The sequence below is a fragment of the Sphingopyxis sp. CR5 genome, from assembly GCF_059693785.1.
Window position 1 is genome coordinate 109,744 of the sequence record NZ_JCATIE010000011.1, and the last position, 21,794, is coordinate 131,537.

General features: G+C 66.7%; 18 protein-coding genes and 2 pseudogenes. 12 read left to right on the forward strand and 8 right to left on the reverse strand.

Translation table 11 applies throughout. The annotated features are described in order from the left end of the window. Positions 1–78 precede the first annotated feature (78 nt). A complete protein-coding gene (locus tag AC58D2_RS16720; RefSeq protein WP_497392180.1) occupies positions 79–3,057 on the reverse strand; it encodes a TonB-dependent receptor in 2,979 nt (992 codons plus the stop codon). Between the two features lie 177 nt (positions 3,058–3,234). Then, complete coding sequence (locus tag AC58D2_RS16725; protein ID WP_497392182.1) at positions 3,235–4,149, reverse strand: hydroxymethylglutaryl-CoA lyase; 915 nt, start codon at positions 4,147–4,149, stop codon at positions 3,235–3,237. A 136-nt stretch (positions 4,150–4,285) separates the two neighbouring features. Here AC58D2_RS16725 and AC58D2_RS16730 point away from each other — a divergent pair, with 136 nt between their 5' ends. Beyond that, complete coding sequence (locus AC58D2_RS16730) at positions 4,286–5,470, forward strand: CaiB/BaiF CoA transferase family protein (RefSeq protein ID WP_497392184.1); 1,185 nt, start codon at positions 4,286–4,288, stop codon at positions 5,468–5,470. Next, positions 5,467–6,171 (forward strand): glutathione S-transferase family protein, encoded by a 705-nt coding sequence (locus tag AC58D2_RS16735; protein WP_497392186.1) that lies wholly within the window; start codon positions 5,467–5,469, stop codon positions 6,169–6,171. Before AC58D2_RS16730 ends, AC58D2_RS16735 begins: the two co-directional genes overlap by 4 nt. Before the next feature lie 168 nt (positions 6,172–6,339). On the opposite strand, the gene rpsU is transcribed toward AC58D2_RS16735, so the two are convergent. Then, a complete protein-coding gene (rpsU, locus tag AC58D2_RS16740; RefSeq protein ID WP_003047635.1) occupies positions 6,340–6,546 on the reverse strand; it encodes a 30S ribosomal protein S21 in 207 nt (68 codons plus the stop codon). Positions 6,547–6,821: 275 nt separating this feature from the next. On the opposite strand from rpsU, the gene AC58D2_RS16745 reads away from it, so the two are divergent. The 4 genes from AC58D2_RS16745 to AC58D2_RS16760 all read left to right on the forward strand — a co-directional run bounded on the left by AC58D2_RS16745 (position 6,822) and on the right by AC58D2_RS16760 (position 10,487). After that, a complete protein-coding gene (locus AC58D2_RS16745; RefSeq protein WP_497392187.1) occupies positions 6,822–7,586 on the forward strand; it encodes a class II aldolase/adducin family protein in 765 nt (254 codons plus the stop codon). 27 nt (positions 7,587–7,613) lie between these two features. Then, positions 7,614–8,159, forward strand: a complete 546-nt coding sequence (locus tag AC58D2_RS16750; RefSeq protein ID WP_497392189.1) for a (2Fe-2S)-binding protein — start codon at positions 7,614–7,616, stop codon at positions 8,157–8,159. A 107-nt stretch (positions 8,160–8,266) separates the two neighbouring features. Then, the gene (locus AC58D2_RS16755; protein WP_497392191.1) at positions 8,267–9,088 is read left to right on the forward strand and encodes an RcnB family protein; all 822 of its coding nucleotides are present in this window, start codon (positions 8,267–8,269) and stop codon (positions 9,086–9,088) included. Between the two features lie 121 nt (positions 9,089–9,209). Further along, positions 9,210–10,487, forward strand: a complete 1,278-nt coding sequence (locus AC58D2_RS16760) for a metal-dependent hydrolase family protein (protein WP_497392193.1) — start codon at positions 9,210–9,212, stop codon at positions 10,485–10,487. Positions 10,488–10,498: 11 nt separating this feature from the next. On the opposite strand, the gene AC58D2_RS16765 is transcribed toward AC58D2_RS16760, so the two are convergent. After that, positions 10,499–13,126 (reverse strand): EAL domain-containing protein, encoded by a 2,628-nt coding sequence (locus tag AC58D2_RS16765; protein WP_497392195.1) that lies wholly within the window; start codon positions 13,124–13,126, stop codon positions 10,499–10,501. A 282-nt stretch (positions 13,127–13,408) separates the two neighbouring features. On the opposite strand from AC58D2_RS16765, the gene AC58D2_RS16770 reads away from it, so the two are divergent. Continuing rightward, positions 13,409–14,437 carry a fatty acid desaturase family protein gene (locus tag AC58D2_RS16770; protein WP_497392197.1) on the forward strand — a complete coding sequence of 343 codons (1,029 nt, stop codon included), beginning with the start codon at positions 13,409–13,411 and terminating at the stop codon, positions 14,435–14,437. Positions 14,438–14,441: 4 nt separating this feature from the next. On the opposite strand, the gene AC58D2_RS16775 is transcribed toward AC58D2_RS16770, so the two are convergent. Both AC58D2_RS16775 and AC58D2_RS16780 read right to left on the reverse strand, forming a co-directional pair. After that, positions 14,442–14,924 carry an asparaginase domain-containing protein gene (locus AC58D2_RS16775; protein ID WP_497392244.1) on the reverse strand — a complete coding sequence of 161 codons (483 nt, stop codon included), beginning with the start codon at positions 14,922–14,924 and terminating at the stop codon, positions 14,442–14,444. A 5-nt stretch (positions 14,925–14,929) separates the two neighbouring features. After that, positions 14,930–16,546, reverse strand: coding sequence for a lysine--tRNA ligase (locus AC58D2_RS16780; RefSeq protein ID WP_497392199.1), 1,617 nt, complete (start codon positions 16,544–16,546; stop codon positions 14,930–14,932). 109 nt (positions 16,547–16,655) lie between these two features. Here AC58D2_RS16780 and AC58D2_RS16785 point away from each other — a divergent pair, with 109 nt between their 5' ends. The 5 genes and pseudogenes from AC58D2_RS16785 to AC58D2_RS16805 all read left to right on the forward strand — a co-directional run bounded on the left by AC58D2_RS16785 (position 16,656) and on the right by AC58D2_RS16805 (position 20,911). Next, positions 16,656–17,024 carry a PilZ domain-containing protein gene (locus AC58D2_RS16785; RefSeq protein WP_497392201.1) on the forward strand — a complete coding sequence of 123 codons (369 nt, stop codon included), beginning with the start codon at positions 16,656–16,658 and terminating at the stop codon, positions 17,022–17,024. Positions 17,025–17,050: 26 nt separating this feature from the next. Then, complete coding sequence (locus AC58D2_RS16790; RefSeq protein ID WP_497392203.1) at positions 17,051–17,398, forward strand: GIY-YIG nuclease family protein; 348 nt, start codon at positions 17,051–17,053, stop codon at positions 17,396–17,398. 61 nt (positions 17,399–17,459) lie between these two features. Next, positions 17,460–19,421: pseudogene (locus AC58D2_RS16795) on the forward strand (ATP-dependent DNA helicase); the annotation flags it as partial. Positions 19,422–19,478: 57 nt separating this feature from the next. Further along, positions 19,479–20,318, forward strand: a pseudogene (locus AC58D2_RS16800) (helicase C-terminal domain-containing protein); the annotation flags it as partial. A 47-nt stretch (positions 20,319–20,365) separates the two neighbouring features. After that, the gene (locus tag AC58D2_RS16805) at positions 20,366–20,911 is read left to right on the forward strand and encodes a SixA phosphatase family protein (RefSeq protein ID WP_497392205.1); all 546 of its coding nucleotides are present in this window, start codon (positions 20,366–20,368) and stop codon (positions 20,909–20,911) included. A 3-nt stretch (positions 20,912–20,914) separates the two neighbouring features. Here the strand turns inward: AC58D2_RS16805 and AC58D2_RS16810 are convergent, their stop codons facing one another. Both AC58D2_RS16810 and AC58D2_RS16815 read right to left on the reverse strand, forming a co-directional pair. Next, positions 20,915–21,313, reverse strand: coding sequence for a MerR family transcriptional regulator (locus AC58D2_RS16810; protein ID WP_497392207.1), 399 nt, complete (start codon positions 21,311–21,313; stop codon positions 20,915–20,917). Positions 21,314–21,327: 14 nt separating this feature from the next. Then, complete coding sequence (locus tag AC58D2_RS16815) at positions 21,328–21,621, reverse strand: integration host factor subunit alpha (RefSeq protein WP_497392209.1); 294 nt, start codon at positions 21,619–21,621, stop codon at positions 21,328–21,330. Between the last annotated feature and the right edge of the window lie 173 nt (positions 21,622–21,794).

Genomic DNA, 21,794 nt, shown 5'->3' on the forward strand with positions numbered 1-21,794 from the left:
CCGTCACGCAAAAGAGCCGCACCGGGCAAGCGGTGCGGCTCTCTCGCCAGGAGGGCGGCGGAGGAAGCCGCCCGTCGGTCAGAAGTTGAACCGCACGCCCGCCGCGTAGCGCGCAAAGCCCGGCGACGCGAAGGTGACGTTGTTGTCGGACCGCTTGTGCCCGCGCCGTCCCTCGCCGGTCAGGTTGATCGCTTCGACGAAGCCGGTCAGCCCGGGCATGAACTCATAGCTCGCGCTGGCGTCGATCTGCCAATAATCCTCGATATAGACCGGGTTCGGCCCGGTCGCGTCGAGGAACTGGTCGCGCCAGTTCCATGCGACGCGCGCCTGGATCGGCCCCTTGTCGTAATAGACCACGGCGTTGGCGCTGTCGCTCAGCCCGGTCAGCGCGAACTGCGCGACCGTCGCGGGCTGCGTATTGTCGAACACCGCATCGCCGTCGACGATCGTATAGTTCAGGATCACGCCGAACCCGGTATCCCAGAAGCTGTGCTGGAGCGCGAACTCCCAGCCTTTCAGGAGCGCGGTCTGGTCGCTGTTGATCGGTGTCGTGATCTCGAAATTCACCAAGTCGTCGCCGGCCACGCCATAGATGTCGCCGGTGGTGTAACCGGCGGGATCGGTGCCCGTCGGATTGGTCGTTTCGGGGAAAGTGTCAAAAATATACTGCCGGATATCCGCCGTGCTTGCTCCCGCGCCGAGGGCGGCGATCGCGGCGTCGTACCGGGCGCCGAACGCCGGATGCGTCAGCCCGAACGCATAGGAGTCGACCCGCGTCTGCGCGATGAAGTTCGACACATTCTTGCGGAAATAACCGACCGACACATAGCTCGCCGGCGCGTAATACCATTCGGCGGAGAAATCGAGGTTCTTCGACTTGTACGGAAGCAGCCCCGGATTGCCCTGGTTGCCGGTGCCGCCGCCGATGCGGAAGCCCGGATCGATCGTGCGCCCGCCCTGCAGATTGTCATAGGTCGCACGAGTGATCGTGTGGCTGTACGATGCGCGCAGCTTCACATTCTCGATCGGCTCGATGTCGAAATCGATCGCCGGCAGCCAATTGTCGTAATGCCCCTTGAAGCGCGTGAAATCGCTCTGGTCGGAAAAGAGGACATAGAATTCGTTGGCCGCGCTCCAGGCGGTGCCGTCGGGGATCGGAACCAGCGCCGAGGAATCGATCGTCGTCGTTTCATAACGCAGGCCCGCGGTCAGGTGCGCCGGGTTGCCGAAGAGGTCGAACTCGTTGTTCACCTGGATATAGGGCGCCAGCGTCTTTTCGGTCAGGCGGCGATCGGTGGTGAAGGCCGCCAGGCAGCTGTCGGCGCTCGCGGCGCGGTCGCACGTGCCGTACAGGCCGTCGATCAGGTCGACCATCCGTTCGAAATCGAAGGTATAGAAGCTCTGGATCATCGCCGGATCGCCGGCCCCGCCCAGCCCCTTGAACTTGTCGGGCAGCGTGACGAGCGTGAAGATATCGTCGGGAATATCCGATGCCGGCCCGGCGCCGCTCCACGTCTCGTTCTGGATGAAGCCATAGGCCGACCGGACATTATTGTCGGTGAACGACACGCCGAAATCGATGCTGTCGAGGAAGCTGCCGCCGTGACCATAATGGCCGCGCAGCTGGATCTGGTCGATCTGGTTGCGGAAATAGGCGTTGCGGAACGCGTTGCCGGTCGGCGTGATCAGAGAAGCGTCGAGCGGATCGATGCCCGGATACATGTCATAGGAGATGATCGGCAATTCGCTGTCGAAATTGATCGTCTGGTCCGACACGCCGAAGATCGCATTGCCGACCGACACGCTCGACCCATATTTGTTGCTCGGCTTCGACGTCGCCGACGAATGGTGATAGTCGAGTTCCATCGTGACGCCGCCCGGCGCCTCCCACGTCAGGTTCGCACCCAGCGAGCGGTTGATGCTGCGGTTCGCGGTCAACGCGCCGCTGTACGACAGGTCCTTGCGTTCGCCGGCCCCGAAATGCTCCGAATAGAAGAGCGGCGCCGCGACCGGGCCGTCGGTCCATGCGCTCGACGTGTCGTTGTGGTTGAACCAGATACCGACGTTGCTGTTCCGCACTTCGACGGTGTTCTGCGAAAAGGTATAATCGATCGTCGCGGTCAGCGAATCGATCGGACGGAATTGCAGCACCGCCTGTCCATTGATGCGCTCGCGATCGATGTCGTTCAGGTTGTACGACCCGTTCTGCGGCACTTCATAGACGTCGCCGTCGTCCGGATGATTGGTGATATTGTCGTATCGCGGATCGCCCGGCTGCGCCAGCGAGCCCCAGTTATTCTCGTTCCCCAGATAGCCGTCGCGCCAGTCGCTGTTGAAGCTGTTGTCGCTCGCCTTGCGGCGCTGGTACGATCCGACGATCAGGATGCCGATGCGGTCGTCGGCAAAGGTGTCGCTGATGATCCCCGAAATCTCGGGCGTGATCGGATTGCCCTGATTGCGCGAGCTGTCATAGACGCCCTTGACCGCGAAGCTGCCGTTCAGGCCGGGCTTGTCGAACGGGCGCGGGGTGCGGATGTTGATCGCCGACCCGATGCCGCCCGACGGGATCGACGCGCGACCGGTCTTGTAGACCTCGACCGCCGCCACGCCTTCGGATGCCAGGTTGGCGAAGTCGAACGAACGCGAGGACGGCGGGCTCGCCCCGTCGCCCAGCGACGAGGTCGGCATCTGGCGGCCGTTCAACGTGACCAGGTTGAAGTTCGGGCCGAAACCGCGAACGGTCACGAACGAGCCTTCGCCGCGATCGCGCGCGATCGAAACGCCCGTGATGCGTTGCAGCGATTCGGCCAGGTTGGTGTCGGGGAATTTACCGATATCCTCGGCAGAGATCGCATCGACCACGCCCTGCCCGTCGCGCTTGATGTCCGACGAGGCCTGCAAGCTCGCGCGGATGCCGGTCACGACGATCGCGTCGCCCTCGGCGACATCGCCGCCGGTTGCGTCCTGCGCCATCGCGGTCGATGCCATGCCCATCAGCGACAATGCCGACGTGCCGACCAGCAATCTGGCGAGCCAAAGCTTGTTGGATGCCTGCACCCCTTGGTCCTCCCCTGTAAGACGCCGCTCGTTTCTTCGCGCGGCTTTCATTGAATGTGAACGTTCACCTAAATGATAACGTTCTCTTTGTCAATCGAACCACGGGTGCGTCTGCATACGATTGCGGCGGATGTGATGCAAAAATGCTGCACTGTCGGGTGCAGCAAAAGGCGGCGCTCAGCCGGCGGAAGAGGGGAACCGGGGCGCGCGGCTGACGAGCGCCGGCAGCGGCCGGCCCATGACACCGGTGAACCAGTTTGCCGCGTCGACCAGCGCCGGCAGCGCAAGTCCGGTCGCGATCCCGCTGCGGTCCAGCATATAGGCGACATCCTCGGTCGCGACATTGCCCGCGGCACCCGGCGCAAAGGGACAGCCGCCAAGCCCGCCGAGCGAGGCGTCGACCACCGCGGCGCCCTCGCCCACCGCCGCCCAGACGTTCGCCAGCCCGGTGCCGCGCGTGTTGTGGAAATGCACCCGCACCGGCAGCGGCGCGATCGCCTCGGCGACGCGTCCGACCGTTTCGGCGACCTGCGCCGGCACCCCGACGCCGATCGTATCGGCAAGCGCGACCTCGCGCGGCGACGCGTCGGCGGCGCGCTTCGTCATTTCGACGACATGGCCGATCGCTATCTCGCCCTCGAATGGACAACCAAAGGCCGTCGCGATCGTGATCTGCGCGCTGCGCCCGGCTGCGGTGGCAAGCCCGACGATCGCTTTGGCGACGTCCAGGGATTCGGCGGCGCTCTGCCCCTGGTTGCGAATCCCGAACGTGTCGCTCGTCACGCACACCGCCCCCAGTTCGTCGATCCGGCCGGTCGCAAGCGCGCGCTCGGCACCGCGGCCATTCAGGACCAGGCCGATATAGGTGACGTCGTCGCGCTCGGGCAGCATCGCGACCAGGTCCTCGGCATCGGCGAGTTGCGGCACGCGCCTGGGATTGACGAAGCTCGTCACCTCGATCCGCCGGGCGCCCCAGGCGATCGCGCGCTCGACCAGGCCGAGCTTGTCGGCGGTCGCGACGACGTCCTTTTCGTTCTGCAGCCCGTCGCGCGGCCCGACCTCGACCATTTCCACACGCTTTTCCGTCGCCATTTCGCTTTCCGCTCCGGTTGCCAATTTAGCAGGTTGCAAATTACATAGCATTCTAAGTATATCATGGCCATATCTTGTGGCGCTTTTGACCGCATAAAGACGATATTAGGCGAGATGGACGCCCGAAGGGAGCGATATGACGAACGGGGACGGCAACGCGGGCGCGCTGCAGGGAATCAAGGTCGTGGAACTGGGGCAGCTGATCGCCGGTCCCTTCTGCGGCCAGCTCCTGGGCGACATGGGCGCCGAGATCGTCAAGCTCGAGCCGCCGGGCACCGGCGACCAGATGCGCCACTGGGGCCAGGGCGACCGTCCAAGCTGGTGGCGCGTGATCGCCCGCAACAAATATTCGGTCGCGGTCGACCTGCGCGCTGAGGAGGGACAGGCCCTCGCTCGCGACCTGATCGCGAAAGCCGATATATTGATCGAGAATTTCCGGCCCGGCACGCTCGAAAAATGGAATCTCGACCCCGCCGATCTGCGCAGGACCAATCCGGGGCTGATCGTCGTGCGGGTGTCAGGCTATGGGCAGACCGGCCCCTATTCGCAGCGCGCGGGCTTCGGGGGCATCGGCGAGGCGATGGGCGGCTGGCGCGGCATCGTCGGCTATCCCGACCGGCCGCCGGCTCGCATGGGGGTTTCGATCGGCGACACCCTCGCGGCGACCTATGGCTGCATGGGCGCGCTCGCCGCGCTCCATCACCGCAGCAAGACCGGCGAAGGCCAGATCGTCGATTCGGCGCTCTATGAGGCGGTGCTTCAGGTGATGGAGTCGACGGTCGCCGATTATTCGGCGAGCGGTACCAAGCGCCGGCGCACCGGCTCGACCCTGCCCGGCATCGCGCCGTCGAACGTCTATCCGTGCCGCGACGGCGAATATCTGATCGGCGCCAATCAGGACGGAGTGTTCGCGCGCCTTGCCGCCGCGATGGGTCGCCCCGACCTCGCGAGCGACGAACGCTACGCCACCCACCGCGCCCGCGGCGCGCGACAGGATGAACTCGACGCGCTGATCGGCGAATGGACGCGGACGATGACGATCGCCGAACTCGAGGCGAAGATGATCGAGGCGGGGGTGCCCGCGGGCCGCGTATTCGACGCCGAGGACATGCTCGCCGACCCGCATTTCGCGGCGCGCGAAGCACTCGTCACCCTGCCCGACGCCGAACTCGGCGACGTCACGATGCAGGGCGTCTTTCCCAAGCTGTCGGCGACCCCCGGCTCGGTGCGCCGCCCCGCCCCGCTCGCCGTCGGCCAGGATACCGAAGAGGTGCTGGCGCGCTGGCTGGGGCGGGAGGCCGGACGGGAGGGCGCGGTATGATCGCCCTCTATGGCGGCCCGACTCCCAATGCGCGCAAGATCGCGATCGCGCTCCTCGAGATGGGGCTCGACTGGCGGCTCGAGCCCGTCGACATCCTTGCGGGCGACCAGCTCAAGCCCGAATTCCTCGCGCTGAATCCCAACAACAAGACGCCCGTGATCGTCGACGACGATGGCCCCCACGGCCCCGGATTCGTGCTGTGGGAAACCGGCGCGATCCTGCTCTACCTTGCCGAAAAGACCGGCCGCTTCCTGCCCGCCGATCCCGCGGCGCGGGCAATCTGCTGGCAGTGGCTGATGTTCCAGGTGTCGGGCGTCGGCCCGATGTTCGGGCAAGAGGCGCATTTCACCCATTACGCCAGGGACCGGCATCCCTATGCGATCGAACGCTACGGGCGCGAAGTCGACCGGCTGATGATGGTGCTCGACAAGAGGTTGGGCGAGGCCGAGTGGCTCGCAGGCGACGCCTATACGATCGCCGACATGGCCACCCTGCCCTATCTGCGCCGCCAGTTTATCGACAAGGCGGGGCGTTTTCCCAACGTCGAACGCTGGGGCGCGGCGATGCTCGAACGCCCTGCGGTCGCCGAAGGCATGAAGGTCGGCGTCGCGCGCGCCGAAACGATCGAAGGCGGCCTGACCGGCTTCACCGACGAGCACCGCGCGATCCTGTGGGGGGACCGCCAGCACGCGAAGCGTTGATAATTAAGGACGGGGCAGCCTTCCGCCCTGTCGCACAGCGATGGCGAGGCGGCAGCTCGGAGCGCCGACGGAGGGGCCGCGAGCGAAGGATTCGGCCGCTAAACGAAAAAGGGCGCTGCGTTGCCGCAGCGCCCCTTCTCGAATCAGGATCCCGAACGGGAGACGGTCTTACTTGATACCGTCGCGTTCCATCCGCTTGCGCTCCATCTTGCGGGCGCGGCGAACGGCGGCGGCGCGCTCGCGCGCACGCTTTTCGCTCGGCTTCTCGTAGTGACGACGCAGCTTCATTTCGCGATACACGCCCTCACGCTGCAGCTTCTTCTTGAGCGCGCGAAGGGCCTGGTCGACGTTATTGTCGCGAACGATGATCTGCATATGCCGTGTCGTCTCCTGTTCGTCCCGATAGCCTTTGGTTTCCGGGAATTTCCGGACCGCCCAAGACCATCGATATTCGGGCAATAAAAAGAGCGCCGCGAAAGCGCGACGTTCCGTTGCAGCGCCACTACCGGGATTCGCGCCGAAATGCAAGCCCTCGCGCGATGGGGCGCTGCCGATCCGCTCGGGCGAACCCGCGCTTCGGCCATATTGTGCGCGCCCCTCGCCTTGTGGCATAGGTAGCAGGACGAAACCGATAGGAAGAGGATCAGCCGATGGCCACCCAGCTCAAGCGCAACAGCAAATATAGCGAAGCCGAATGGACCGCGCGCCAGGAACTCGCCGCCTGCTATCGCATCTTCGCGATGATGGGCTGGGACGAGATGATCTTCAACCACATCACGGTAAAGGTGCCCGATGAAGAGGGCAGCTACCTGATCAACCCCTATGGCATGCACTTCAGCGAAGTCACCGCCTCGACGCTGATCAAGATCGATATCGACGGCAACAAGGTCGACGAAGACAATCCGTGGCACGTCAACAAGGCGGGCTTTGTCCAGCACAGCCTGTTTCACCGCGAACTGCCCGACGCGCATGCGATCATCCACACGCACACCACCGCGACGATGGCGGTCTGCTCGCTCGAGGGCGGGCTCCAGCCGACCAACTTCTATGCGTGCAACTACATGGGCCAGATCGGCTATCACGACTTCGAAGGCGTGACCGTCCGCGAGGAGGAAGGCGCGCGATTGCTCGACAATCTCGGCGACAAGCGCATCCTGATGCTGCGCAACCACGGGCCCGTCGTGATGGGCAAGACGCTGCCCGAAGCGTTCATCAAATATTGGGCGCTCCAGCGCGCGTGCGAGATCCAGCTTGCGACGATGAGCATGGGCAAGCCGGTGATGATCGGCGACGATGTGGTCAGGGTGCACCAGCGCGACCTCTATCAGGCCCAGATTCCCGGCGGCGCCGGCCGCGCCGAATTCGACGCGATGGTGCGCAAGGTCGACAAGATCGACACGAGCTGGCGTGACTAATCCGCGCGTTCGGCTATTGCGGATCGCATGACGAAATTCTCGGTCAACGACCGCCCGGTCGAATATCGCATGGATCCCGAAACGCCGCTGCTGTGGGCGCTGCGCGACGCGTCGAACCTGACCGGGACCAAATATGGCTGCGGCACCGGCGATTGCGGCGCCTGCACCGTCGATATCGATGGCGAGGCGATCCGCAGTTGCCTGGTCACCATCGCCGAATGCGAAGGGCGGATCGTTACGACGATCGAGGGGCTGTCGCGCGATCGCAGCCATCCGGTGCAACAGGCGTGGGTCGCCGAACAGGTGCCGCAATGCGGCTTTTGCCAGTCGGGAATGATCATGGCGGCGGCGGCGCTGCTGCGCACCAACAGCAACCCGACCGATGCGGAGATCGACGCCGCGATGACCGGCATCTGCCGCTGCGGGACCTACCCCCGCATCCGCACGGCGGTGCGCCGGGCCGGACGCGTGCTGCGCGGCGAGGAACGCATCGCCGCCGCGCCGCCGCCGGGAATCCGTCCCGAGGATGCGGCCCGTGCCGTTCCGGCATTGCGCCCCCCGGCCGGAAGCTGAACCGCAGGCAACATCGCGGTTCAGCACCGACTCATTTTGCCGCTGGTAACACTCTCTTCATAGTCCGGCTGGTCCCTCCAGCCCGCGGACAGGATGGAGACTGGCAGATGAAGAAGCTATTCGGAGGGTTGCTGATGGCGGCAACAGTCCTCACCCCCATGACCCCCGCCTTTGCGCGCCCAGACAGCCCGCGCAGCCACAGCGCCGATCGCGGCGAGCGCGGCCACCGTTCGAGTGCGCCGCGCAGCAATCGCGGCGAAGCGCGGCCCGAGCGGTCGTCGCGCCCCGCCTATCAGCAGCGCCGGACCGAACGGCCGCAGACCCAGCAACGCAACGTCCAGCGCCAGGCGGTGCAACGCCCGCAGCGGAGCGGCGACGCGAACCGCTGGCGCGGCAATGATCGGCGCGGCGACCGCACACGCACCGAACAGCGCCGCAGCTACGATGGCAATCGCACCCATCGCCAGCAGCAGTGGAACCGCAACCAGGCCGAGCGCCAGCGCTATGACCGCGATCGCCGCGACAACCGCAACTGGAACCGCAACGACCGGCGCGACGATCGGCGGTGGGACCGGAACGACCGGCGCAACGACAATCGGTATCGCGACACGCGGCACCGCAACTGGAGCCGCGACTGGCGCCACGATCGCCGCTACGACTGGCGCAACTACCGCAATGCGCACCGCAGCTACTATCGCCTGCCGCGCTATTATTCGCCCTATCGCAACCGCGGCTATACCCGCTTCAGCATCGGCTTCACGCTTGGGTCGCTCTATTATGGCCAGCGGTACTGGATCAACGATCCCTGGTATTACCGCCTGCCGCCGGCCTACGGCAATTATCGCTGGGTGCGCTATTATGACGACGCGCTACTCGTCGACGTCTACTCGGGCCGCGTGGTCGACGTGATCTACGATTTCTTCTGGTAATATTCCTTTCGGTTACCGGAAGCCTACTGGAGGGCCGGCCCCGTGCCGGCCCTTCTTTTATGCCCTTGCCCTCCCCGTCCCGACGCGCCACCATCGCGGCCGACAACAGGGGGGAAAGCCAATGCGTACAGGGTTCATGCTCGCCGCTGCCGCGGCGCTGGCCGCCTTCGCCGGGGGCGACGCCCGGGCAAAAACGACCGTCATCTATGCCGGCCATCTGATCGCCGACGCCGACAAGCCCGCGCAGGGTCCGTCGACGATCGTCGTGATCGACGACCGCATTTCGTCGATCACGCCCGGCCGCGCCGCCGCGCCCGCGGGGGCAGAGATCGTCGATCTCGGCGACAAGACGGTGCTTCCCGGCCTGATCGACCTTCACGTCCACCTCACCGGCGATCCGGGCGGCGACTTCCGCAACGACGCGGTCGACCCCGACGAATGGGGCGTCGTCGTCGGCGCCAAGAATGCGCGGCTGACGCTCAGGGCGGGCTTCACCACGGTCCGCGAAGCCGGTTCGGCACAGTATACCGCTTTTTCGCTGCGTCGCGGCACCGCCGAGGGTCTGATCGAAGGCCCGCGGATCGTCGCCGCCGGACCGCCGCTCTCGATCGTCGGCGGTCATGGCGACACCACGGGCTTCCGCGAGGATATCCATGCCGTGCTCGACCAGGGCTATACCTGCACCGGTGCGGTCGAATGCGCCGAAAAGGTCCGCAAGGCGTCGCGCGCCGGCGCCGACGTCATAAAAATCACCGCGACCGGCGGCGTCCTGTCGCAACAGGGCCGCGGACTCGGCGCGCATTTCACCAACGCGGAAATGGAAAGCATCGCCGAAACCGCGCATTCGCTGGGCCTCAAGGTCATGGCCCACGCCCATGGGGCGCGCGGTATCGAAGCCGCCGCCGCGGCGGGAATCGACAGTATCGAGCATGGCACCTTCGCCGACGACGCGGCGCTCGCGGCGATGAAGGCGAAGGGCACCTACCTCGTCCCGACGCTGATGGCGTTCGAGGGGGTGCGCGAGCGGCTCGGCAAGGGAATCTATACCCCCACCGTCGAGGAAAAGGTCCGCATGACGCTTGGCAAGGTCGGGCAGGCGGTCGGCAAGGCCAAGGCGCTCGGCGTTCCGATCGCGTTCGGCACCGACGCCGGCGTGTTCGAACATGGGCGCAATGCGGGCGAATTCGCGCTGCTCGTCAAGGCCGGGCTGACCCCGCGCGAGGCGCTGGCGAGCGCGACCAGCGTCGCGGCACGCCTGCTGTCGATGGAGGATCAGGTCGGTCGCCTCGCACCGGGTCTGTCGGCCGACATCATCGCGGTGTCGGGCGATCCGCTGTCGGATGTGACCACGCTCGAATCGGTCGACTGGGTGATGGCGCGCGGCCGTATCGCCGACTAGGGCCCCGCCCCTCAGGCCGCGCGGCCGATCGCGGGGCGCGGGGCGGCGGGCCTCGCCCCATCGCCCTTGCCGATCAGCGTGTCGAGGTCGACCGCCGCGGCGAACTGCACCCCGACCCGGTTTTCGCGCGACCAGCGCGCCCGCGCCTCGACCACCAGACCGGGCCCGAAGGCCAGCGTCATCGGCGTATCCGCCGGCACGTTCCACAACCCTTCGACCAGCGCGCCGCCCGACGAGACATTGCGCACGATCGCTTCATAGCTATAGCCGCCGCTCGTCACTTCGATCGTCCGCAGGATATGTCGCCGCGGCGCCCGGGCGCTCTTGTATCCGCGGGCGACGACCCGCCCGCCATCCTCGGCGATCAGCGCGAGCACTTCGGCAAGGTCCATCGGCTTGCCATAGATATAGCCCTGGACATGGCTGCATCCGAGCCGGCGGACGAGCGCCAGGTCGTCATGCGTTTCGACGCCCTCGGCGGTGGTTTCCATGTCGAGCGCGGTGGCAAGGCCGACGATCGACGAAATGATCGCCGCGTTCATGCTGTTTATGTCGGCCGCCCCCAGCACGAAGCTCTGGTCGATCTTGATCTTGTCGAACGGCGCCTTCTTCAGATAGCCGAGCGCCGAATAACCGGTGCCGAAATCGTCGAGCGCAAGCCTTACGCCGGTGCGCTTCAACCGCTGGAACATCGCCAGATTCTCGGGGCTTTCGTCCAGGAACACGCCCTCGGTAATCTCCAGTTCGAGCTGCGCGGGTTCGATGCCCGATGCCGACACCGCGCTCAGGATCGTCGCGGGCAGCTTTTCATTGCCGAACTGCCGCGGAGAGACGTTGACCGCGACGCGATACTCCGGCCCCAGACGCGCGATCGCATCGCACGCGGTGCGGATGATCCATTCGCCGATCGGGACGATCAGATTGGATTCCTCCGCGACCGGGATGAACTTCGACGGGCTCACCACACCGCCGTCGGCGCGCCGCCAGCGGATCAGGGCCTCAAAGCCTGTGATCTTCTCGCGCTCCACGTCGACGATCGGCTGATAGTGCAGCGTCAGCTCGTCCTTCGCCAGCGCGTCGCGCAGCGCGTCCTCGATTGCCTTGCGCTCGCTCGCCTGGTTGTGCATCGCATCGGCATAAAAGCGGTACACGCCTCGCCCGGCATCTTTTGCGGCGTACAGGGCAAGGTCGGCGTTGCGCACCAGCGACGCCCCGCTCAACCCCTCGCCGTTCGACACCGCGATGCCGACCGACGAGCCGATCCGCACCTGCTCGCCCTCGATCGCAAAGGGCTTGGCCAGGCTCAGGATGATAGCATTGGCGATGCTCGCCAGCTTTTCGGGCTGGGTGATCTGCGGCAGCACGATCTGGAATTCGTCGCCGCCCAGGCGGCCGACCTGCCCCTTGTCGCCGATGATCTGCGTCAACCGCCCCGCGGCCTGCTGGAGCAGCTGGTCGCCGACCGGATGGCCCAGCGTATCGTTGACCGCCTTGAACCGGTCGAGGTCGAGCAGCAGCAGCGCACACGGCTGCGCCTGCCCCATGTGATTCTTCAGCGCGCGGTCGAGCAGGTCGGTGATGTGGAGGCGGTTCGCCAGCCCCGTCAGCGTATCGTATCGGGCGAGCTGGTTGATCTCGCGCTCGGACCTCTTCTTTTCGGTCAGGTCGGTGCCGCTTCCGCGAAAACCCTGGAAATTGCCTAGCGCATTGCTGATCGGATGGCCCGAAATCGACCACCAGCGTTCTTCGCCGGGCACCGCCGCCTGCACCGTCAACTCCTTGAACGGCGTCCGCGACGACAGGCTGAACCCCAGCGTCCGCTCCTCATTGTCTTCCTTGCCGACGCGCTTGCGGATGATATCGGTAAAGGGGCGGCCGAGCAGCTCGGGCATCGGGCGTTCCAGCTTGGCGGCGATGGTCGGCGAGATATAGACAAGCTGCCCATAACGGTCGGTTTCCCAGAACCAGCCACGCCCTGCGCGCTCGAAATCGCGCACGAGGTTCAGCGCGCGTTGCTGTTCGCCCACCGCAATGCGCCCGGCGCGGGTCGCGCGGCGCTGATGCCGGATATCCTCGCGCATCATCACGACCAGCAGGCCGAGAAACATCATCCCGGCGATGGCGAACGGCCACGACGCGATCCCGATCGCGCCGCCCAGTGCGGTCGCGCCGGCAAAGGCGAAAAAGGCCGGTCGCGTGATCGACGACGCCGACGCCGCGACCAGGATCGCGCCCAGCTGGATCGCGGTGAAGGCGTCGAAATACTGACGCTTTTCCGGCACCGCGACCGCGGCGAACAGGACCGCCGAACTCAGCAGCGTCCCCAGCGCGATCAGCGGCAGCGCCAGCATCGCCGGCCTCCGCAAGCGTCGGACCGCATGGCCGGGGCGGGTGCGGACGAGCTGGCCGGCGACTGTCAGCACCAGGTCGCACGCCCCGCCCGCGACCATCGCGGCAAGGCTCCAGCCCGACGCGAGGAAGCCCGCGACACCCGGAAAGACGGCAAAGGACAGAAAGGCGAGCACGCGCGCGATCAGCACATAATGCCACAATTGGGCGACGCGCAGCAGGCGCGCGATAAAGACCGGCGAATCGAACAGCGTTTCCTCGCCGTCCGCCGTCCGCGCGACCGATCGCAATATCGTCTCCTTGCCCCCCAAAATCCGATATTCCCTGCTGTTCGCAACGGGTTGCAGCCCTGTCAGAAAGGGGTTTCCAAATCCTTATGTCCAAAGGATGAATCGCCCCGATTCTGTGCCATAATGGACGATGACAGGATCAGGGGTTCGCCATGATCCTCCCTGTCGCACAGCGATGGGAAGGCGGCAGCCCGCGGGGCCGACGCAGGGGCCCCAGTGGAGCGCGCGTCCGTTCCGACGGAAGGACTTTGGTTTCGCTTCGCAACTTGTTATGCAGGCGCCATGCCCGCCGTTCGCCTCTTGCCTCCCGACCGCTTTTTCGACCGCGCCGAATGGGCGGCGATCACCCGTGCCTCGCGGTGGCGCGGCCTTTGGCTCGTCGCGCATGCCTGGATCGTCAGTATCGCGCTCGTCGGCGTCGCGGCCTGGTTACACAATCCGGCGGCGTGGTTGCTCGCGATCGTCTTCGTCGGCGGGCGCCAGCTCGGGCTCGCGATTCTGATGCACGACGCCGCGCACGGCGCGCTGCATCCGAACCGCAAGATCAACAATTTCCTCGGTCAGTGGCTGACCGGCGCGGCGACGGGCTCGGACCTGATCGCCTATCGCACCTATCACCTCCAGCATCACAAATACACGCAGCAGGCCGAAGATCCCGACCTGTCGCTCTCGAAGCCCTTTCCCACGACGCGCGCAAGCCTGTGGCGCAAGGCGGCGCGCGACCTGACCGGCCGGACCTTCGCGAAGCAGCGCGCGGCGCAGGTCCGCTACGCGCTCGTCGGCCTGAAGGCGATGCTGCGCGGCGATAACCCGGGCGGGCGCGGCGGCACCCGCGCGGGGACGCCGTTCAACAGGCAGTCGGACGACGGCATGACGTCACCGACCGCCGACATCGCCGGCGCGATGGCGGTGAAGCGCGCGTTCGGGCGCTTCCTGCTTGTTCAGGCGGTGCTGCTGTCGACCTCGCTGCTGCTCTATGGCTGGACGCCGTATCTGCTCTGGCTCGCCGGGCTCGCAACGAGCTTTCAGCTCTATTTGCGCATCCGCAACATCGCCGAACATGCCTGTACGACGACGGGCAGCGACGATCCCTTCACCCACGCGCGCACCACCCGCGCGAACTGGCTGGAGCGCGCGACGGTCGCTCCATATTGGGTGAATTACCATGCCGAACATCATCTGTTCATGGGGGTGCCCTGTTATCGCCTGCCCCAGGTCCACGCCGCGCTCGGCCGCGCCGGCAAGCACGAATCGATGACGATCGCGCCGGGCTATGCCGCCGTGCTGCGACAGGTCACGGCAAGGGGCTAAGCGGTCACGCGTCGGCGACGAAACGCGCGCCCGCGCGGTCCTTCACCGTCGTCGCGGGGTCGAAAATCATCCCGTTCATCGCGACATAGACGCCGGGCGGCAGCGTCTGCACCGCCGCGAGCGCAAAGCCGACGTTGAACTCGGCATCGCTCGCGCGCACCGACGCGGGCTGCATAGCACCGGTCATCACGATCGTCTTGCCGGGGATCGACTGGAGCACGCGCCCCGTCGTCACCATCGTGTCGGTGCCGTGGGTGACCAGGATATGCGCGGCATCGCTCGTCGCCACCGCGGCGCGGATCGCCTCGCGGTCGGCGTCGTCCAGTTCCAGACTGTCCTTCCGCATCAGTTGCGTCACCCGATGCGGGACGAGGACATTATTCTCGCGCAGCATGTCTGGGATCGCCGCGGGGCCGATCTGGAATTCGCTCAGCGCGTCGAAATAGACCTTGTCTATCGTGCCGCCGGTGGTGAAGATTTCGATCACGTCGCTCATGCCAATGCCTCGGCGATCAGCCGCCGCGTATTGTCGATCCCGAACAGTGCGATGAAGCTACCCATGCGCGGCCCGGCGCTCGACCCGAGCAACGTCTCGTACAGCGCCCGGAACCAGTCGCGCAGATTGTCGAAGCCATAGGCTTCGTCCTTGCCGATCTCGTACACGATATTCTGGATATCGTCGGCCGACGCATGGGCGGGCAGCGCCGCGAGCTTGGCGTCGAGCGCCTTCAGCGCCGCGCCCTCGCCGCCTTGCGGCTTCCGGCGCTTCAGCGTCGGCGCGACATAGTCGCGATTATACGCCATCGCATTGTCGATCAGCCGGTCGAGTTCAGGCCAGGTCGCCGCATCGGCGCCCTCGACATACTGGCCCAGATAGCGCCAGATCTGGTCCTTCGACGCATCGGCCCCCATCACCCCCACCAGGTTGAGCAACAGCCCAAAGGTCACCGGCAGCACCGCGTCCGGCACATCCTCGCCGCGCGCGACATGGACGTGGTACACGGGGTTGCCCAGCTTCTTGTCGGTCTCCTGCGCCGGGTAAGTGCCGCGCATCTGCAGATATTCGTCGACCGCCTTCGGGATCACGCCGATGTGGAGCTGCTTCGCCGCCTTCGGCTCGCGATAGGCGTAAAAGGCCAGGCTTTCCTCGCTGCCATAGCTCAGCCATTGCTCGATCGACAGGCCGTTGCCCTTCGACTTCGAAATCTTCTCGCCCTTTTCGTCGAGGAACATCTCGTAGATCAGTCCCTCGGGCTTGCGCCCGCCGAGCGCGCGCGCGATCTTGCCCGACTGGACGCCGCTGTCGGTCAGATCCTTGCCGTACATCTCGTAATCGACGCCCAGCGCGACCCAGCGCATCGCCCAGTCGACCTTCCATTGCAGCTTCGCGCCGCCGCCGAGGATGCTGTGCGTGATCGTCTCGCCCTCATCCTCGAACGACACGAGGCCGGCGTCGGCATCGACGACGGTGACGGGCACCTGAAGCACTATCCCCGACTTCGGGCTGACCGGCAGGATCGGCGAATAGGTCGCGGCGCGCTCGGCACGCAGCGTCGGCAGCATGATGTCCAGAATATCCTGATTGTGGCGCAGGACAGTCTTCAGCGCCGCGTCGAACGCGCCCGAGCGATAGCGTTCGGTCGAACTGACGAACTCGTAATCGAACCCGAAGCGGTCGAGGAATTCGCGCAGCATCGCATTGTTGTGATGGGCGAAACTTTCATATTTGCCGAACGGATCGGGGATCGCGGTCAGCGGCTTGCCCAGATATTCGCGCAGCATTTCGGGCCGCGGAACGTTGTCGGGGACCTTGCGCAGTCCGTCCATGTCGTCGCTGAACGCCACGAGGCGCGTCGGCGCGCTCGCCCCCGATTCCTTGGCGGTGAGTGTTTCATAGGCGCGCCGGACCATCGTCGTGCGCAGCACTTCGTTGAAAGTGCCGATATGCGGCAGGCCCGACGGACCATAGCCCGTTTCGAACAGCACCGGCTCGCCGCCGGGCTTGCCTTGCGGATAGCGTTTGACCAGCTTGCGCGCTTCCTCGAACGGCCAGGCCTTGGACGTTTGCGCGGGTTCGCGCAGCGACGGGAGGAGGTGCATGTCGGTCATGGCGCGCGCCATAGCCGCATGCGGCAGCGAATCGAACCCCTAATCGCGCACCGCGCCCGCCGCGATCATGGTTACGGGAAATTTACCATGTCGGGCCTAGCGTCGCCGCATGACCAGCATGCCGCCCCGCCGCCCGCGCACGTATCGCCGCACCGCCGTCGATCTCGACGTGACGGTGAACGGCGTCCTCAACCATATCGAGGGCCGGATCGCCGACCTGTCCGAAGGCGGCGCGCGCATCGACGGGGCGAGCCTTCCCGAACGGTCGCGCTGCGAAATCCATTTCGCGGGCCAGGTCGTCTATGCCGTGGTGATGTGGGCCGAACACGACCGCATGGGGGTGCGCTTTCCCTACGATCTCACGCACGGCCCGCTCTACCGCGCGCTCGAACGCGCGCGCGAGACGACCGCGACGCCCCCGATGCCCGCCTTCCACCGCCAGCGCCACGCCGGCTTCGGGCGCCGCGGGTTAAACTGAATCCACCAACCCCATTCGCCCTGAGCTTGTCGAAGGGCCGTCCTTTTTTGTACACCGCTGAGACGAGCTTCTGGGCCTATATGCTCCACTGCCGGGGCGGAGCATTCTATGTCGGGCACACCGATGACTTGCAGCGGCGTGTCGCCGAACATGAATCCGGCTTGATTGCCGGCTTCACCGCCGACAAGCTTCCTGTCGTGCTGGTCTGGAGTCAAGAATTCCCAACCCGCATCGAAGCTTTGGAAGCGGAACGCCGGATCAAGGGTTGGAGCCGCGCGAAGAAAATGGCGTTGACCCGAGGAGATTGGGACAAGGTCTCGACCTTGGCAAAAGCGAAGAACGGTCCTTCGACAAGCTCAGGACGAACGGATTAGAGTTGGGGATATACCGGCGAGATATCTTGCCGCGTTCGCCTTTTGTCCCTAGCGTGGCGCGATGGCGCCCGATCCGCTCTCCCTTCCCGCGATCCACGCGAGCCATGTCGGCATCTGGCTGTCCGATGCCGCCGGCCGGGTACAGCGCGTCGGGCGCGGCGAGGCGATCGCGGCGGTCGCGGCAACCCCGCACCTGCTGCTCGGCGCGCCGCTGACCGGCGACCGTCTCGGCTATCCCGAGCTGTCGGGGCTCGACCTGCTCGAACTTTTCGCCTTCCTCCATCCCGCGCGCTTCGCGGTGCCGACGCCGGCCGGACTCGCCGCCGCGCTCGCGCTGGCCCCGCCCACGAGCGAAGAGGCCGTCGCCGCCTTCCTGCCGCGCGCCGCCGCCGCGATGCTCGGCGCGCTCGACGATCCCGACTGGCCCGAGCGCGAGGGCGCGTGGCACGGTCTTCAGTCGCTCGCGCGCCAGCGCTGGCCGTGGGCGCCGCTGGTCCAGCCACGCCTCGACGCTCCCGAGACATCCGATCGCTGGCTGTTCGCGCGCCTGCCCGAGTGGGAGGAAGCGCCCCCGCGCCCGCAGCCGCGTCAGGTGACGCTGAATGCCGACGACGTCGTCTCGCGTCTCGACCGGCTGACGGGCGACGGGGCCGAGCGCCGTCCGGGCCAGCGCGACTATGCCCGCACCGCCGCGACGATCTTCGCGCCGCGCCAGCGCAAGGATGCGCCGCAAATGCTGGTTGCCGAGGCGGGGACCGGGATCGGCAAGACCCTCGGCTATCTCGCGCCGGCGAAACAGTGGATCGACCAGGCCACGGGCAGCATCTGCATCTCGACCTTCACCAAGGCGCTGCAACGCCAGTTGGCGCGCGAAACCGAACGCCTCTACCCCGACCCGCGGGTTCACCGCGAAAAGGTCGTGGTGCGCAAGGGGCGCGAAAACTACCTCTGCCTGCTCAATCTGGAGGACGCGCTGCAAGGCGGCTTTTCGGGCCGCGCCGCGATCCTGGCGCAACTCGTCGCGCGCTGGGCGGCCTATACGCGCGACGGCGACATGATCGGCGGCGACCTGCCCGGCTGGCTCCCCGCGCTCTTTCGCCGCAACGGCACCACCGCGCTGACCGACCGCCGCGGCGAATGTATCTATGCGGGCTGCCCGCATTTCCGCAAATGCTTCATCGAACGCTCGACCCGGGCCGCGGCGCAGGCCGACATCGTGATCGCCAACCACGCGCTGACGATGGTGCAGGCGGCACGGCCGCGCCCAAATTCTCAGGACGGGGGCGCCCCCGCGACGCGGCTGATCTTCGACGAGGGACATCATCTGTGGGACGCCGCCGATTCGATGTTCGCCACCGCGCTGACCGGACAGGAAGCGGTCGAGATCCGCCGCTGGGTCCTCGGCCCCGAAGGCAAGTCGCGCGGGCGGCGCCGCGGGCTCGCCGCGCGCCTCGCCGACGTCGCCAGCTATGACGAGGCGGGCGACAAGGCGATCCAGGCGGCGATCCAGGCGGCGGGCGAGCTTCCCGGCGACGGCTGGCTGGGCCGCCTCGCCGAAAATCAGCCCTGGGGCGCGATCGAACGGTTGCTCGCCGCAGCGCGCGGGCAGGTCTATGCACGCAGCGCCGATCCGAAGAGCGCCGACGGCGGCTATGGCCTCGAAACCGAACTTGCCGACCCCGGCCCCGACCTCGTGGCCGCGGCGGCGGGGGCGAGCGACGCGATCGAGGCGTTGCTGCGCCCGCTGATGGCGCTCGGCAAGCGGCTCGATGCTCTCGTCGAGGACCCGCCCGACTGGCTCGACGGTCAGGCGCGCGCGCGCGTCGATGGGGCCCGGCACAGCCTGGGAACGCGAATCGACACGCTCGGCGGCTGGCTGTCGCTGCTCGGGCGCGTCGGCGGTCCCGCCGACCCCGATTTCGTCGACTGGCTCGCGGTCGACCGGTACGACGGGCGCGAGTTCGATTGCGGGCTCCACCGCCACTGGCTCGATCCCGCGCGCCCCGTCGCCGAAGCCGTCTACCGTCCGGCGCAGGGCGTGCTCNCGGTCGACCGGTACGACGGGCGCGAGTTCGATTGCGGGCTCCACCGCCACTGGCTCGATCCCGCGCGCCCCGTCGCCGAAGCCGTCTACCGTCCGGCGCAGGGCGTGCTCGTCACCTCGGCCACCTTGCGCGGCGGCGGACGCGGCGCCGACGATTGGGACGATGCCGACATCCGCACCGGGGCGCGCCACATCGGCGCCAGCGTCGGCCACTTCGCGGTGCCCAGCCCGTTCGATTATGCCCGCCAGTCGGAGGTGCTGATCGTCACCGACATCGCGCGCGGAGACTTGCCCGCGCTCGCCGGCGCCTATAGCCGGCTGATCGAGGCGTCGGGCGGCGGCGCGCTGGGCCTGTTCAGCGCGATCCGGCGCCTGCGCATCGTCCACGCCCGCATCGCCGACCGGCTCGCGCGCGCGGGCCTGCCGCTCTATGCCCAACATGTCGATCCGCTCGATACCGGGACGCTCGTCGATATCTTCCGCGCCGACCCGCACGCTTCGCTGCTCGGCACCGATGCCCTGCGCGACGGCGTCGACGTGCCCGGCGAATCGCTGCGCCTCGTGGTGATGGAGGGCGTGCCCTGGCCGCGCCCGACGATCCTGCACGCCGCGCGCCGGGCCGCACAGGGCGGCGCGCGCTACGACGACATGGTCATCCGCGGGCGGATCGGCCAGGCGTTCGGCCGCCTGATCCGGCGCACCGACGATTTCGGGCAATTCGTCATGCTCTCGCCGTCGGTTCCGTCGCGATTGCTCTCCGCCTTTCCGGACGGCACGCCGATCCGCCGCCTGCCGCTCGACGAGGTGGTGAACCATGTCGCGGCGGCCAACGTCCGTCATCGCGAAAGCGCATATGCCGCCTTTTCACCGTCATGAGTTTGCGGCACAAGGCGGTCGATTCAGAGGAATAACGGGGAGCGGTCTTGAAGAATTTGTCTATCCTGCGCCATGCGAAATCGGGCTGGGACGCGACCGTCGAGCGCGATTTCGACCGCCCGATCAACCGGCGGGGCGAGCGCGGGGCAGACCTGGTGGGCCAATATGCAAAGCGACAGGGTTTCGCGATCGACCGTATCGTCGCCTCGCCGGCGCTTCGCGTGACCCAGACGCTCGACGTCTTCCAGCCCGCGGCGGGCCTTGCCGCGCTGGAGCCGCATTTCGACCGGCGCATCTATCTGGCGTCGGCGGCGACGCTCATCGACGTGCTTCGCGACACCGGCGGCGATGCGGAGCATCTGCTGATCGCAGGGCATAATCCGGGGCTGGAGGACCTGATCCTGATGCTCGTCCCCGACTCGACCGACGATCCGCACCGCGCAAAGGTAGAGGAAAAGCTGCCGACCTCGGCGCTCGCGCGGCTCGAACTCGATATCGGCGACTGGCGCGATCTCAACGTGGGACAGGCGCGGATCGCCGATTTTATCCGCCCGCGCGACCTCGACCCTGCGCTTTCGCCCGCGATGGACTGACGGTCAGGCGGCGTCGAGCGCCGCGGCGAGCCGCTGTCGCAGCGCCGTCAGCGCCTGGACCGACACGCCCGAAAGCGCCGGCTGCGGCGGGCTCGCGGTATCGAGCGGCGGCGGCATAGCTTCGGCCGCAGGGCCGTCACCACCTCCGTCCGCCAACGCCTTGCGCGCGCCTTCGACGGTAAAGCCCCGGACGTGCAACAAATGGTGGATGCGTTCGGCCAGCGCCACGTCCGCGACGCGGTAATAGCGGCGCCGGCCGGACCGCTGGAGCGGCTTCAGTTGCGGAAAACGCGTTTCCCAGTACCGCAAAACGTGCGTCGGGACGCCGATCCGATCCGCCAGTTCGCCGATCGCCAGCATCGCGCCAGCCGCCTTGCCGTCACCCTCTCCCGAGTTCGACATGGCCCGCTACCCGGTCAACCGCCGGCCACCCGCGCGCGCATCGTCTGGCTCGCGCGAAAGGTCATCACGCGGCGCGGCAGGATCGGCACCTCGATGCCGGTCTTGGGATTGCGGCCGATCCGCTGCGCCTTGTCGCGCAGCACGAAGGTGCCAAAGCCCGAAATCTTCACATTCTGACCGCCCGACAGCGCATCGGACATATGCGCGAGAATCGATTCGACGATCGCCGCCGATTCATTGCGCGACAGCCCCACCTGCTGATTGATCCGCGCCGCGATGTCGGCACGGGTAAGCGTTCCTGCAGCCATGATATTCCCTTCCCCTCCTGAAGCGAAAACCGGAACCGGGCCTCGTCTGGTCCCCCACCGCTACGAGTCCCTGACGCTTTTGTAACAAAAGCGAAGAAATCCACCAAACTGAAATGGATGGACGGAAGAGTTGAAGCGGCGGCGCGTTTCGGGCGCCTCTGCCCCCACCGCGC

Bases quoted from the DNA above. Each gene is read 5' to 3' on its own strand.
- AC58D2_RS16735 (WP_497392186.1), top strand. From the start codon at position 5,467: ATGATCGCCCTCTATGGCGGCCCGACTCCCAATGCGCGCAAGATCGCG.
- AC58D2_RS16760 (WP_497392193.1), top strand. From the start codon at position 9,210: ATGCGTACAGGGTTCATGCTCGCCGCTGCCGCGGCGCTGGCCGCCTTC.
- AC58D2_RS16810 (WP_497392207.1), bottom strand. From the start codon at position 21,313: ATGTCGAACTCGGGAGAGGGTGACGGCAAGGCGGCTGGCGCGATGCTG.
- AC58D2_RS16745 (WP_497392187.1), top strand. From the start codon at position 6,822: ATGGCCACCCAGCTCAAGCGCAACAGCAAATATAGCGAAGCCGAATGG.
- AC58D2_RS16755 (WP_497392191.1), top strand. From the start codon at position 8,267: ATGAAGAAGCTATTCGGAGGGTTGCTGATGGCGGCAACAGTCCTCACC.
- AC58D2_RS16815 (WP_497392209.1), bottom strand. From the start codon at position 21,621: ATGGCTGCAGGAACGCTTACCCGTGCCGACATCGCGGCGCGGATCAAT.
- AC58D2_RS16785 (WP_497392201.1), top strand. From the start codon at position 16,656: ATGACCAGCATGCCGCCCCGCCGCCCGCGCACGTATCGCCGCACCGCC.
- AC58D2_RS16725 (WP_497392182.1), bottom strand. From the start codon at position 4,149: ATGGCGACGGAAAAGCGTGTGGAAATGGTCGAGGTCGGGCCGCGCGAC.
- AC58D2_RS16780 (WP_497392199.1), bottom strand. From the start codon at position 16,546: ATGACCGACATGCACCTCCTCCCGTCGCTGCGCGAACCCGCGCAAACG.
- AC58D2_RS16770 (WP_497392197.1), top strand. From the start codon at position 13,409: ATGCCCGCCGTTCGCCTCTTGCCTCCCGACCGCTTTTTCGACCGCGCC.
- AC58D2_RS16730 (WP_497392184.1), top strand. From the start codon at position 4,286: ATGACGAACGGGGACGGCAACGCGGGCGCGCTGCAGGGAATCAAGGTC.
- rpsU (WP_003047635.1), bottom strand. From the start codon at position 6,546: ATGCAGATCATCGTTCGCGACAATAACGTCGACCAGGCCCTTCGCGCG.
- AC58D2_RS16750 (WP_497392189.1), top strand. From the start codon at position 7,614: ATGACGAAATTCTCGGTCAACGACCGCCCGGTCGAATATCGCATGGAT.